The organism is Mycobacterium kyorinense, assembly GCF_001672775.1.
In the GTDB taxonomy this organism is placed as follows: Bacteria; Actinomycetota; Actinomycetes; order Mycobacteriales; family Mycobacteriaceae; genus Mycobacterium; species Mycobacterium kyorinense_A.
Genome location: NZ_LZKJ01000115.1, coordinates 1 through 11,931, shown reverse-complemented (window position 1 = coordinate 11,931; position 11,931 = coordinate 1). Strand labels below are relative to the sequence as shown.

At 67.6% G+C, this 11,931-nt stretch carries 13 protein-coding genes; 8 read left to right on the top strand and 5 right to left on the bottom strand.

Translation table 11 applies throughout. The annotated features are described in order from the left end of the window. The first annotated feature begins 12 nt into the window (after positions 1 to 12). Positions 13 to 1,317 carry an arabinofuranan 3-O-arabinosyltransferase gene (gene aftC / locus A5707_RS12045; protein WP_065014700.1) on the top strand — a complete coding sequence of 435 codons (1,305 nt, stop codon included), beginning with the start codon at positions 13 to 15 and terminating at the stop codon, positions 1,315 to 1,317. Between the two features lie 15 nt (positions 1,318 to 1,332). After that, the gene (gene msrB / locus A5707_RS12040; RefSeq protein WP_065014699.1) at positions 1,333 to 1,746 is read left to right on the top strand and encodes a peptide-methionine (R)-S-oxide reductase MsrB; all 414 of its coding nucleotides are present in this window, start codon (positions 1,333 to 1,335) and stop codon (positions 1,744 to 1,746) included. 66 nt (positions 1,747 to 1,812) lie between these two features. Here the strand turns inward: msrB and A5707_RS12035 are convergent, their stop codons facing one another. Genes A5707_RS12035 through hemE form a run of 4 tightly spaced genes read right to left on the bottom strand, consistent with a single transcriptional unit; the run spans position 1,813 to position 5,705 of the window. Then, the gene (locus A5707_RS12035) at positions 1,813 to 2,553 is read right to left on the bottom strand and encodes a class I SAM-dependent methyltransferase (RefSeq protein WP_065014698.1); all 741 of its coding nucleotides are present in this window, start codon (positions 2,551 to 2,553) and stop codon (positions 1,813 to 1,815) included. Then, positions 2,550 to 3,245: a hydrogen peroxide-dependent heme synthase gene (hemQ, locus tag A5707_RS12030; protein ID WP_065014697.1), complete on the bottom strand. Its 696-nt coding sequence runs from the start codon at positions 3,243 to 3,245 to the stop codon at positions 2,550 to 2,552. The genes A5707_RS12035 and hemQ overlap by 4 nt, the downstream gene beginning before the upstream one ends. Before the next feature lie 4 nt (positions 3,246 to 3,249). Further along, on the bottom strand, positions 3,250 to 4,644 hold the full coding sequence (locus A5707_RS12025) for a protoporphyrinogen oxidase (protein WP_065014714.1): 1,395 nt from the start codon (positions 4,642 to 4,644) through the stop codon (positions 3,250 to 3,252). Positions 4,645 to 4,655: 11 nt separating this feature from the next. Then, on the bottom strand, positions 4,656 to 5,705 hold the full coding sequence (gene hemE, locus A5707_RS12020) for a uroporphyrinogen decarboxylase (RefSeq protein ID WP_065014696.1): 1,050 nt from the start codon (positions 5,703 to 5,705) through the stop codon (positions 4,656 to 4,658). Between the two features lie 155 nt (positions 5,706 to 5,860). Here hemE and A5707_RS12015 point away from each other — a divergent pair, with 155 nt between their 5' ends. The 6 genes from A5707_RS12015 to A5707_RS11990 all read left to right on the top strand — a co-directional run bounded on the left by A5707_RS12015 (position 5,861) and on the right by A5707_RS11990 (position 11,550). Beyond that, positions 5,861 to 6,331, top strand: coding sequence for a hypothetical protein (locus A5707_RS12015; RefSeq protein WP_419866422.1), 471 nt, complete (start codon positions 5,861 to 5,863; stop codon positions 6,329 to 6,331). Positions 6,332 to 6,340: 9 nt separating this feature from the next. Continuing rightward, positions 6,341 to 7,078: a gluconate 2-dehydrogenase subunit 3 family protein gene (locus A5707_RS12010; RefSeq protein ID WP_065014694.1), complete on the top strand. Its 738-nt coding sequence runs from the start codon at positions 6,341 to 6,343 to the stop codon at positions 7,076 to 7,078. Continuing rightward, positions 7,071 to 8,759 (top strand): GMC family oxidoreductase, encoded by a 1,689-nt coding sequence (locus A5707_RS12005; RefSeq protein ID WP_065014693.1) that lies wholly within the window; start codon positions 7,071 to 7,073, stop codon positions 8,757 to 8,759. Before A5707_RS12010 ends, A5707_RS12005 begins: the two co-directional genes overlap by 8 nt. 10 nt (positions 8,760 to 8,769) lie before the next feature. Further along, on the top strand, positions 8,770 to 9,573 hold the full coding sequence (locus A5707_RS12000; protein WP_065014692.1) for an enoyl-CoA hydratase/isomerase family protein: 804 nt from the start codon (positions 8,770 to 8,772) through the stop codon (positions 9,571 to 9,573). 182 nt (positions 9,574 to 9,755) lie between these two features. Further along, positions 9,756 to 10,292, top strand: coding sequence for a DUF3000 domain-containing protein (locus tag A5707_RS11995; RefSeq protein WP_232000709.1), 537 nt, complete (start codon positions 9,756 to 9,758; stop codon positions 10,290 to 10,292). Position 10,293: 1 nt separating this feature from the next. After that, positions 10,294 to 11,550 carry an HRDC domain-containing protein gene (locus tag A5707_RS11990; RefSeq protein WP_065014690.1) on the top strand — a complete coding sequence of 419 codons (1,257 nt, stop codon included), beginning with the start codon at positions 10,294 to 10,296 and terminating at the stop codon, positions 11,548 to 11,550. On the opposite strand, the gene A5707_RS24150 is transcribed toward A5707_RS11990, so the two are convergent. Beyond that, a complete protein-coding gene (locus tag A5707_RS24150; RefSeq protein WP_065014713.1) occupies positions 11,547 to 11,927 on the bottom strand; it encodes a glyoxalase superfamily protein in 381 nt (126 codons plus the stop codon). The two genes, A5707_RS11990 and A5707_RS24150, sit on opposite strands and share 4 nt — an antisense overlap. Between the last annotated feature and the right edge of the window lie 4 nt (positions 11,928 to 11,931).

Below are 11,931 nucleotides of genomic sequence, written 5' to 3'. Positions count from 1 at the left end.
GGCAGGACACCGGTGTACGGTGCGCTGGTGACGACGGTTGAGTCCTTGTTTCGTCCCCGCACCGGGGCCCCCAGCGTCGCGACGGTGCTGCGGTCGGTGTTGTGGCCGGTGGCCATTCTGGCCATCATCCATCGCAGCGTGGTAGTGACCACCAACGGCAATATCACCGACGATTTCAAACCGGTCTACCGGGCGGTGTCCAACTTCCGGCACGGCTTGGACATCTACAACGAGCATTTCGACTACGTCGACCCCCATTACCTCTACCCGCCCGGCGGCACCCTGCTCATGGCACCGTTCGGCTACCTGTCGTTCGCGGAGTCGCGCTACCTGTTCATTGCGTGCAACACCATTGCGATCGTGATCGCGGCCTACCTGCTGCTGCGGATGTTCAACTTCACCATCACCTCAGTGGCCGCTCCGGCGCTGCTGCTGGCGATGTTCTGCACCGAATCGGTGACCAACACGCTGGTGTTCACCAACATCAACGGCTGCATCCTGCTGCTGGAGGTGCTGTTCTTCCGGTGGCTGCTAACCGGCCGCCAGTGGGCGGCCGGTCTGGCGATCGGATTGGCGCTGGTGGTCAAACCGGTACTGGGACCGCTGCTGCTGCTGCCGCTGCTCAACCGCCAGTGGCGCGCGGTGGTGGCCGCCATCGTGGTACCGGCGGTGTTCAACCTGGCCGCGCTGCCACTGCTCAGCGACCCGATGGACTTCTTCACCCGCACGCTGCCCTACATCATGGGCACCCGCGACTACTTCAACAGCTCGATTCTGGGCAACGGCGTGTACTTCGGTCTGCCCACCTGGCTCATCATGTTTCTGCGAATCCTGTTCACGCTGATCGCGGTTGGCAGTTTGTGGCTGCTGTACCGCTACTACCGGACCCGCGATCCACGGTTTTGGTTGCTCACCTCCTCCGGTGTGGTGTTGCTGTGGTCCTGGCTGGTGCTGTCGCTGGCGCAGGGCTACTACTCGATGATGCTGTTCCCGTTCTTGATGACGGTGGTGCTGCCCAACTCGGTGATCCGCAACTGGCCGGCCTGGCTGGGCATCTACGGCTTTTTGACGATGGACCGCTGGCTGCTGTTCAACTGGATGGACATCGGACGTCCGCTGGAGTACCTGAAGATCACCTACGGCTGGTCGCTGCTGATGATTGTGGTGTTCACCGTGCTGTACTTCCGCTATCTGGACGCCAAGGCGGAAAACCGGCTGGACGACGGGATCGATCCGGCGTGGCTGACGAGCGAGCGACCGCGCAGCGCGGTGATCGCAAGCGCGGCGGAGCCGGGCGCAGCGGGTCACCGCGATTAGAGCTAGCGTGGAAGCATGACCTCCGCCCCGAAAGTGCAGTTGAGCGACGACGAATGGCGGCAGAAGCTCACGCCGGAGGAGTTCGCGGTGCTGCGCCGCGCCGGCACCGAGCGGCCGTTCAGCGGTGAGTACACCGACACCAAAACCGAAGGTGTCTACCAGTGCCGGGCTTGCGGGGCCGAATTGTTCCGCAGCAGCGAGAAATTCGAATCCCATTGCGGCTGGCCATCATTCTTCGACCCGTCGGACTCGGATGCGGTGATCCTGCGGCCCGACGACTCGCTGGGCATGCGTCGCGTCGAAGTGCTGTGCGCCAACTGCCACAGCCACCTGGGCCACGTCTTCGAAGGCGAGGGCTATCAGACGCCGACCGATCAGCGCTATTGCATCAACTCGATCTGCCTGAAGCTGGTGCCCGCCGACTCCTAACGAGCCGAGCGTGGGCTTGATGTCACGCCTTTTCGCGAGAAGCGTGCATCAATCCCACGCTCGGCGTCAAAGACGGACTGCGTGCACTTCCCAGAACGGGGCATGTGCCCGGCCGCCCTCCAGCCACGGTTCGATGATCTGGAACCGCTCCGCTACCGGCTTGATCTGGTCAGCCATATCGGGATTGCGTGCCAGCATCATCTCGAAGGATTGCGCGCTGAGATTGACCTGGTAGGTGGTCGGACCCAAATAGGTGATCTCCCAGCCGCCGGCGGGAAGCACCTGTCGAAAGTCGTCCTCCGACAGTGCCCGCGGCATGCGAAAGCCGTTGACGCTGTGCGGACCGAACTCGAACATGTACAGCCGCGCACCGGGTTTGGTGGCGCGGTGCAACGCCTTGGCGTAGGACTGCTGTAGCTCGGGGTCGGTGCTGAATGTGTGGTAGAAGGCGCAATCGACGACGGTGTCGAAGCGGTTGTCCAGCCCGTCGAGCCGGGTGGCATCGGCCAGTTCGAAGTTCACCGAAACCCCGGCTTTCCGCGCGTTTTCCCGCGCGCGCTCCAGACCGCTCGGTGACGCGTCGATGCCCGTGGCCGAGTAGCCCTTCGACGCGTAGTAGATCGCATGGTGACCAGGCCCGGTGCCCGGATCGAGTACCTCGCCGTTGATCGCGCCCAGCGCGACCAGCTGCTGAACCACCGGCTGCGGCCCGCCGATGTCCCAGGGCGTGGCCGTCGGTAGCCCATGCGAGGTCCGCTCGTCGCGGTACATCTCTTCGAAACGGCTGGGATCGACCGGAGACGTCATGGCAGCGAAGCCATCAGCTGCTCGACCGGCACCCGCGGCCCCGTGAAGAAGGGAGTCTCCGCGCGGGTGTGCCGACGTGCGTCGGTGGCCCGCAGATCGCGCATCAGGTCGACGATCCGGTCCAGTTCGGGCGCCTCGAACGCAAGGATCCACTCGTAGTCGCCCAGCGCGAAGGCCGGCACGGTATTGGCTCGGACGTCCTTGTAGCCGCGCGCGGCCATCCCGTGCTCGGACAACATGCGGCGGCGCTCCTCGTCGGGCAGCAGATACCACTCGTAGGACCGCACGAACGGGTAGACGCAGATGTAGGCGCCCGGCTCCTCGCCGGCGATAAACGCTGGGACGTGGCTCTTGTTGAACTCCGCGGGCCGATGCAGCGCCACACTGCTCCACACCGGCGTGCAAGCCCGGCCCAGCGTGGTGGTGCGACGGAAGTCGGCGTAGGTCGCTTGCAGCGCTTCGACTCGTTCGGCGTGCGTCCAGATCATGAAATCGGCGTCGGCCCGCAAGCCCGAGACGTCGTAGAGTCCGCGCACCACCACGCCGCGTTCTTCCTGCTGCTTGAGGAAGGTAGCGGTCTCGTCGACGATGGTGTCGCGCTCGTCCCCGAGTACCCCGGGCCGTACCGAGAACACCGAAAACATCAGGTAGCGCAGGGTCGAGTTGAGGGTGTCGTAGTCCAGGCGGGCCATGGCTCTATCGTGCCACGCCCACCTTCAGCAGTTCCGACACCGCTCGACCGGCCGCGCCGACACACGCCGGCACGCCGATCCCGTCGAGGTAGCTGCCCGCTACCGCCAGTCCCGGCGGCAGGCCGGCACGCAACTCGGCAACCACATGGGCATGGCCGGGGCCGTATTGCGGCATCGCATCCGGCCAGCGCTGCACGCGGGCATCCAGCGGGTCGACGGCAAGCCCGAACACGGTGGCCAGGTCGTCGACCGCCCATGCCAGCAGTTCGTCGTCGGAGGTCCGCACAGCCAGATCCTCGCCGAACCGGCCGAACGATAACCGCAGCAACTCGACCTCGCCACCGCTGCCCCATTTGCGCGACGACAACGTGATCGCCTTGGCGTGCAACGCTTCGCCGGTGGCCACCAACACCCCGGACTGCTGCGGAAACGCGGTGTCCGGCGGCACCGCCAGCGCCACCACCGCAGAGGATGCACTGCGAATCCGGTGTGCGGCCGCGGCGCTACGCGGGGCAATGCCGTCGAGCAGAGGCACCAGCCGCGGCGCGGGGACGGCCAGGACGACCCCGTCGGCCGGCCAGGGTGTCCCGGTGTCGTCGTGCAGCACCCAGCCCCCGTCGACGTGCTCGAGGCGCTGCACCGCCGCCTGCACCCAGCGCAGTTGGCTGCGCCGCGCCAACGCGTCGACCAGCACGCAGTAGCCACCGTCGACCGCGCCGAACACCGGGCCAGCGCGGGTCGTGCCGAGCACCTGGCCGACCGCCCCGGTCAGGCTTGCCGCACCGGCATCAAGCGCCGCGGCCACTGTCGGTGCCGCCGAGCGCAGCCCGATACTGGCTGCCGAACCCGCATACACGCCGGCCAGCAGAGGGTCCACCGCCCGGCTCACCACCTGCTCGCCGAACCGGTCGGCCACCACCTCGGCGACGCTCGGGTCGCTGCCCTGTCGCCACTGCAGCGGCCGGTTGGGCTCCTCAGCGATGCGTGCGACGGTCCCGTCGTCGACCAGACCCGCGACCGATTCGGCCGACGACGGAATCCCGACCACCGTGTCGCTCGGCAGTGGATGCAGCCGGGCCTGGCTGTAGATCAGCGGCCGGGCACCGGTGGTGTCGCGTTGCCGGTCCGCAAGACCCAACTCGGCAAGCAGCGCCGGCACTTCGGGCCGGCGCTGCACGAACGCCTCGGCGCCGACGTCCATCGGCTGCCCGCCGACGCGCTCGGTGCGCAGTACTCCGCCGAGCCGGTCGGCCGGATCGAACAGGATGATCGCCGCGTCGTCGCCGACGGCCAGCCGTAACCGGTATGCGGCCGTCAAACCTGAGATGCCGCCTCCGACAACGCAGTACGCCGTTCGGCGACGATGCGGGCCGGCACGGCCCGAGGAGGAGCCGGGCAATAGCTCAGGAGTCACAACGAGTGCACCAGCGACACCAGCTCGGTCAGCACGTCGGGATCGGTGTCGGGCAGCACCCCATGGCCGAGGTTGAAGATATGCCCCGCCGCGCCGGCCTCGACGGCCCGCCGCCCGTCGTCGGCCACAGCCCGGGCCGCCCGCTCCACCGCCGGCCAGCCGGCCATTAGCACGGCGGGATCGAGGTTGCCCTGCAAAGCCGTGCCAGCCTCGACCCGCCAGGCGGCGTCGAGCAGCGACGTCCGCCAGTCGACGCCCACCACCGAGGCGCCGGCCCCCGACATCGCCCCCAGCAATTCGGCGGTGCCCACGCCGAAGTGCGTCATCGGGACGCCGTATTCGGTCAGCGCGGCGAAGATCCGCGCACTGTGGGACTGCACATACCGGCGGTAGTCCGACAGCGACAACGCACCGGCCCACGAGTCGAACACCTGGATGGCATCCACCCCGGCGTCGAGTTGTACCCGCAGGAAGGCGACGGTCAAGTCGGTCAGCTTTTCCATCAGCGCATGCCAGCTGTCCGGGTCGGCCAGCATCATCGCCTTCGTCCGGGCGTGGTGACGGCTCGGACCGCCCTCCACCAGATAAGACGCCAGCGTGAACGGCGCACCGGCGAAACCGATCAGCGGGACGTCGCCGAGAGCCTCCACCAGCATCCCGACCGCATCCGATACCGGTTGAACCTTTTGCGGCTCAAGGGGTTTCAATGCGCTGACGTCGTCGGCACTGCGCACCGGCGCGGCGATGACCGGCCCGACGTCGGGGACGATATCGAGCTCGACGCCCGCACCGCGGAGCGGCACCACGATGTCGGAGAACAGAATCGCCGCGTCGACGCCGTGGCGGCGCACCGGTTGCATGGTGATCTCGGTGATCAGCTCGGCGTCGAAGCAGGCCGCCAGCATGCTGTGTTGTGCCCGCAGGGCCCGGTATTCGGGCAGCGAGCGGCCGGCCTGGCGCATGAACCACACCGGCACTCGGGCGGGGTTGCGGCCGCTGGCCGCAGCCAGATACGGCGAGTCGGGAAGGTCGCGACGAGTAGTCATCGCGCTCAATGCTGCCACGCCAGCCAATGCAGATGACCCGAAGTGTGCGCACGGCCGTTTTGGGGAATGCGGTCGGTGCGGCGGCGGCCCGCTCCTCTCGGCGTGCCCATCCCCCGCCGCCCCGACGGCGTGAAAGGAGACGGTTGATGTTCCTGATGGACAAGCCGGCCAAGGACACAAACCTGGTCGGCGAGGCGGAATACCTGATCGACCGGGTGTTGCGCAATATCGCACACGGCCGTTTCGAACGGACGTTGTCGGGTCTGACGGCGTTCGCAGCGGTGGTGACGACGGCCGAGGTGTACTTCGAGCACTACCGGGCCAGCTTCGGCAACAAATGGATGTGGAGCCCGATCGTGGTCACCCCGCCGGTGGTGGTCGCCGGAGTGGCCGGGGTGTTCTCGAAGCACTGGGCCAAGCGATGGCTGCCCGTCACCGCGGGGGTTTACGCGGCGAACGGGCTGATGGGCCAGTATTTCCACGCCCGCGGCGTAGCGCGCCGGCCCGGTGGCTGGCGGCTTTACAACTACAACGTGCCGATGGGCCCGCCGATCGCCGCGCCCGGGCTGATGAGCATCGTCGGCGCAATGGGCCTGCTGGCGGCGATCATGCGGCGCGAGAAGTGATGCGCGGCTGTGTCTGATATAGCCAGCGGCAAGCATCTGCCCAACCTGCGGCCCGACGGCAAGCCGCTGCACCCGTCGTGGCTGCCGCGCCAGCGCCGCGGCACCACACCGCAGATGATCGGCCGCTACCCCGACTACGACGTGCTGTCCACCGCCGACACCTGGGACGAAGCCACCCGCAAAGTAGTGCTGGCCCGGCTGGATGAACCCGGACCGCTGCGGTTCTTCGAGCCTGCCGAGGAGCCAACGCTGCGGATGTTCTGCGACACCGTACTGGCCCAAGACGGCGAGCCGCGGATACCGGTTGCCGAGTTCGTCGACGCCAAGCTCGCCGACGGCCAACTGGACGGCTACCAATACGACGACATGCCCGACGACCGGGACACCTGGCGGCTGGTCCTGGCCGGCCTGGACGAGGCGGCCCGTGACGCCGGTGCGGAGTCGTTCGCCGACGCCGAAGCGACGACGCGCGAAGCGGTCGTCCAGCGGTTCGCCGACGCCCAGTTGTACGGCGGTAGTTGGGAGAAGTTGAACGTCTCCCGCGCGTGGTCGGTGGTGATGCGGATGGCGCTGTCGGCTTTCTACAGCCACCCCTGGGCGTGGAACGAGATCGGGTTCGGCGGGCCGGCCTATCCCCGCGGGTTCATGCGGCTCGGCGGAGTCGGCAGCCGCGAGCCGTACGAGAAGCCCGGCGCCACCGACGAGGACCCGGTCAAGACCGTCGACGAGGACGATATCGATGGGTGACTTTTGGCGCGGGTTGCTCAAGGGCGCAGTAGGACCCGTCGACAACGACTCCCGTTTCCTGCTCGACGTGCACTCGCGTGACCTGCCCGGCGAGGCCACCATGCGCCGCTACCACGACGACGAAGAGGTCGACCTGGTGGTGGTGGGGGCCGGCGCCGGCGGTTCGGTGCTCGCCCAGCGGCTGGCGCGCGCCGGCTGGCGGGTCGTGATTTTGGAGGCCGGGCCGTTCTGGCATCCCGACGAGGACTGGGTCTCCGATGAGGCCGGGTCGCATCAGCTGTATTGGACGCAGAAGCGGATCATCGGCGGCTCGGACCCGATCGAGTTGGGCAAGAACAACTCCGGCCGCGGGGTGGGCGGCTCGATGGTGCACTACGCCGGCTATACGCCGCGCTTCCATCCCAGCGACTTCGAGACGTTCACCCGAGACCGTGTCGGCGCCGACTGGCCGATCAGCTACGCCGACCTGCGACCGCACTACGAGCGACTGGAGCAGGAGTTGCCGGTCGCCGGCCAGGACTGGCCGTGGGGCTATCCGCACCGCTACCCGTTTGCGCCGCACCCAGTTTCGGGTGCGGCGATGAAGCTCTGGGAAGGGGCGCTCAATCTCGGCATCGAGATGCGGGTCGGGCCGGTCGGCATCGTCAACGGCACATTCGGCAACCGGCCGCACTGCATCTACCGTGGCTACTGCCTGCAGGGGTGCAAAGTCAACGCCAAGGCCAGCCCGTACGTCACACACCTGCCTGACGCGCTGGCCCACGGTGTGGAGATCCGGGCTAACTGCATGGCCTCCCGCGTAGAACTCGATGAGGCTGGAAATGCCAGCGGTGTAACCTATTTCGACGAGGACGGAAGCAAGGAGCGCTTCCAGCGTGCCAAAGTGGTTGCGGTGGCCTGTTACTCGATCGAGACCCCACGGCTGCTACTCAACTCGACCAGTCAGAAGTTTCCGAACGGATTGTGCAACAACAGCGACCAGGTCGGCCGCTACGTGATGGTGCAGGGCGCCTCGCAGACCGCAGGCCGCTGGCCCGAGGAGTTGCGGATGTACAAGGCGCCGCCGCCGGAGGTGTCGTCCGAGCAGTTCTACGAGACCGACCCGGATCGCGGCTTCGCGCGTGGATTCTCCATTCAGACCGTGTCACCGCTGCCGATCGGCTGGGCCGAACACGTGCTGGCCGACGGGCATTGGGGTGCTGCGCTGCGCGAATACATGCGCGACTACAACCACTGGGCCACCATCGGCGTGCTCAACGAGCTGCTTCCGCACCCGGACAACCGGGTCACGCTCGCCGAGGAGACCGATCAGTACGGCATTCCGGTCGCCCACTTCGACTACTCGCTGTCGGAGAACGACAAGGACAACATGGAGTACTCCACGAACGTCATCACCAACATCCTGCACGCGGCCGGTGCTCAGGACGTGCTGACCATCCAGCGCTTCGCACATCTGATCGGCGGCGCACGGATGGGCAGCGACCCCGAGACCAGCGTCGTCAACTCCGACCAGCGGAGTTGGGCAGTGCCGAACCTGTTTTTGGCCGACGGTTCGGTCTGCCCCACTCAGGGCAGCGCCAACCCCGCGCTGACCATCATGGCGCTGGCATCGCGATTGGCCGAACGGATTGTGCGCGGCGACATCAAGGCCGACGTGGGGACCCGAGCCGTGCGTGCGTAACCTCATCGGTATGCCAGTACAGCAACCTCCAGTCAACTACGACGAATTCCCAAGTCTGCGAATCGAACCCGGCGACGACGGCGTGTTGCAGGTGATTCTCGACGCTCCGGGGCTGAACTCGGTGGGCCCGCAGATGCATCGCGATCTCGCCGAGATCTGGCCGGCGATCAATCGCGATCCCGACGTGCGAGTGGTCCTGGTCCGCGGCGAAGGCAAGGCGTTCTCCTCCGGCGGCAGCTTCGACCTGATCCAGGAGACCATGGGCGACTTCAGCGACCGGATGCGCATCATGCGCGAAGCCCGCGACCTGGTGCTCAACATGGTCAACCTCGACAAGCCGGTGGTCTCGGCGATTCACGGCGCGGCCGTCGGCGCCGGACTGGTGGTGGCGCTGCTGGCCGACGTGTCCGTGGCGGGCCGCAACGCCAAGATCATCGACGGCCACACCAAGCTGGGGGTGGCCGCCGGGGATCACGCCGCGATCTGCTGGCCGTTGCTGGTCGGCATGGCCAAGGCCAAGTACTACCTGCTCACCTGCGAGGCGCTGAGCGGCGAGGAAGCCGAGCGGATCGGGCTGGTCTCGACCTGCGTCGACGACGACCAGGTGCTGGCCACCGCCACCCGCATCGCCGGCGACCTGGCCCAGGGCGCGCAATCGGCGATCCGGTTTACCAAACACAGCCTCAACCACTGGTACCGGATGTTCGCACCGGCTTTCGAAACCTCGCTTGGCCTGGAGTTTCTCAGTTTCAGCGGGCCAGACGTGGCCGAAGGTCTGGCCGCACACCGCGAGAAGCGACCGGCTCGCTTCTAGCCTTCCGTTGACTCTGCGCTGAGCAGGTAGGCCACTCGCACTTTTGCTTGGTGCGCGCAGAGTCAAACGGCTGGCGCGAGAACTAGGCGGCGCGCCTGTTTCCGCGCGTCGCCAAATGGGTCTAGCGTCTAGAGGTTGTGACCTCAGCCGAACCGGTCCCATTCCGCGAGGCGGTGACGGCGATGAACGCCGCCACCGTGCGGCCGGAGATCGAGCTGGGCCCCATCCGGCCGCCGCAGCGCCTTGCCCCCTACAGCTACGCGCTGGGCGCCGAGGTCAAGCATCCCGACGTCGCGATCGTCCCCGAGCGCTCCGAGGGTGACGCCTTCGGCCGGTTGATACTGCTGTATGACCCTGACGGCGCCGACGCCTGGGACGGCACCATGCGGCTGGTCGCCTACATCCAGGCCGACCTGGACTCCAGCGAGGCCATCGACCCGTTGTTGCCGGAAGTGGCGTGGAGTTGGCTGGTCGACGCTCTGGAGGCACGCGCTGAGGAGGTCACGGCCCTCGGCGGCACCGTCACCGCCACCACGTCGGTGCGCTACGGCGACATCTCCGGACCGCCCCGCGCCCACCAGCTCGAACTGCGAGCCTCGTGGACCGCGATCACCCCCGACATCGGCACACACGTCGAGGCGTTTTGCGAAGTGCTCGAGCACGCTGCAGGGCTGCCGCCGGTGGGGGTGACCGACCTCGGGTCGCGGTCCCGCGCCTGAAATGTCCGACGCGCCCGGTCAACCGGAAGACGAAGCCGACGTCACACCGTTGCTGCAGCCCGCCCAGGGCGTGCCCGACCTCTCGGCGACCGCGGACCAGATCACGGCCGCCGCAAAGCTGCTGGCCGGCGGGCACGGACCGTTCGCGGTAGACGCCGAACGGGCCTCGGGATTCCGCTACTCCAATCGGGCCTACCTGATCCAGATCCGACGCGCCGGTGCCGGCACTGTGCTGATCGACCCGGTCAGCCACGGCGGTGACCCGCTGACGGTGCTGCGGCCGGTGGCCAAGGTGCTCGCCGACGACGAGTGGATCCTGCACGCCGCCGACCAGGACCTGCCCTGCCTGGCTGAGGTCGGCATGCGGCCACCGAGTTTGTACGACACCGAGCTGGCCGGCCGGCTGGCCGGATTCGACCGGGTCAATCTGGCGGCGGAGGTGCAGCGGCTGCTTGGGCTGGGCTTGGTCAAGGGCCACGGCGCGGCCGACTGGTCCAGACGTCCGCTACCGGCGGCCTGGCTGAACTATGCGGCCCTCGACGTCGAGTTGCTCATCGAATTGCGTCAGGCGATGGCCGGGGTGCTGGCAGAGCAAGGTAAAAGTGCTTGGGCGGCCGAGGAATTCGAATACCTGCGGACGTCCGCCGCAGAGCCGGCCCAGCCCACCCGGCGCGACCGGTGGCGACGCACGTCGGGCATCCACAAGGTGCGCAACCAACGCGGGCTGGCCGCGGTCCGGGAATTATGGACGGCGCGCGACCGCATCGCCCAACGTCGCGACATCGCGCCGGGGCGGATCCTGCCCGATTCGGCGATCATCGCGGCCGCTGTCGCCGACCCGAAGACCATCGACGACCTCGTCGATCTGCCCATATTCGGTGGGCGCAAGCAGCGTCGCAGCGCGCCGATGTGGTTCGCGGCGCTGGAGGCCGCCCGGCAGAATCGCGAGCCGGTCGAGGACACCGAACCACCGAACGGCCCGCCGGCACCGGCGCGCTGGTCTAGGCGCAGACCTGAGGCCGCCGCGCGGCTGGAGGCGGCTCGCGCCGCGCTGAGCAAAGTCGCGGAGCGGGTGGCGGTGCCGACGGAGAACCTGATCTCCCCCGACCTGGTGCGACGGCTGTGCTGGGACTGGGACGGCCCCGCCGACGCGACGACGGCCATCGACGATTTTCTGCGTACCGGGGGTGCCCGCGATTGGCAACGCCAGCTGGTGGTGCCGGAGTTGGCGGCGGCATTGCAGCCGACACGCGACTAGCCGGCGCGCTGGCAGAACCTCAACTGGTTGCCGAACGGATCAACGACGGTCATCGTCGGCCCGCCGGGGGCGTCGTTCTCGATCCCCGGCCTGGAGTAACCGTGACGCCGGCCGATCAGCTCGGCGTGCAGCGCGTCGACGTCACCGACCGGAATCCACAGCACGGTGTTGGGACTGCCGTCGCCGTAGTGCTCAGTGAGGTGCAGCACCACATCCGACCTGCTCACCTGGATATAGGCGGGCAGGTCGGGCTCGAAGCGATGTTCCCAGTCGCGGCGAAAACCGAGGTAATCACAGTAGAACTCCAGCGCGCCGGCGACGTCGAAGATCCGCAGCAGCGGCACCGGCGGTCCGATATCCGGCCGGGAGCAGCTCATTTGC

Bases quoted from the DNA above. Each gene is read 5' to 3' on its own strand.
- msrB (WP_065014699.1), top strand. From the start codon at position 1,333: ATGACCTCCGCCCCGAAAGTGCAGTTGAGCGACGACGAATGGCGGCAG.
- A5707_RS12035 (WP_065014698.1), bottom strand. From the start codon at position 2,553: ATGACGTCTCCGGTCGATCCCAGCCGTTTCGAAGAGATGTACCGCGAC.
- hemQ (WP_065014697.1), bottom strand. From the start codon at position 3,245: ATGGCCCGCCTGGACTACGACACCCTCAACTCGACCCTGCGCTACCTG.
- hemE (WP_065014696.1), bottom strand. From the start codon at position 5,705: ATGACTACTCGTCGCGACCTTCCCGACTCGCCGTATCTGGCTGCGGCC.
- A5707_RS12015 (WP_419866422.1), top strand. From the start codon at position 5,861: ATGGACAAGCCGGCCAAGGACACAAACCTGGTCGGCGAGGCGGAATAC.
- A5707_RS12005 (WP_065014693.1), top strand. From the start codon at position 7,071: ATGGGTGACTTTTGGCGCGGGTTGCTCAAGGGCGCAGTAGGACCCGTC.
- A5707_RS12000 (WP_065014692.1), top strand. From the start codon at position 8,770: ATGCCAGTACAGCAACCTCCAGTCAACTACGACGAATTCCCAAGTCTG.
- A5707_RS11995 (WP_232000709.1), top strand. From the start codon at position 9,756: ATGAACGCCGCCACCGTGCGGCCGGAGATCGAGCTGGGCCCCATCCGG.
- A5707_RS11990 (WP_065014690.1), top strand. From the start codon at position 10,294: ATGTCCGACGCGCCCGGTCAACCGGAAGACGAAGCCGACGTCACACCG.
- A5707_RS24150 (WP_065014713.1), bottom strand. From the start codon at position 11,927: ATGAGCTGCTCCCGGCCGGATATCGGACCGCCGGTGCCGCTGCTGCGG.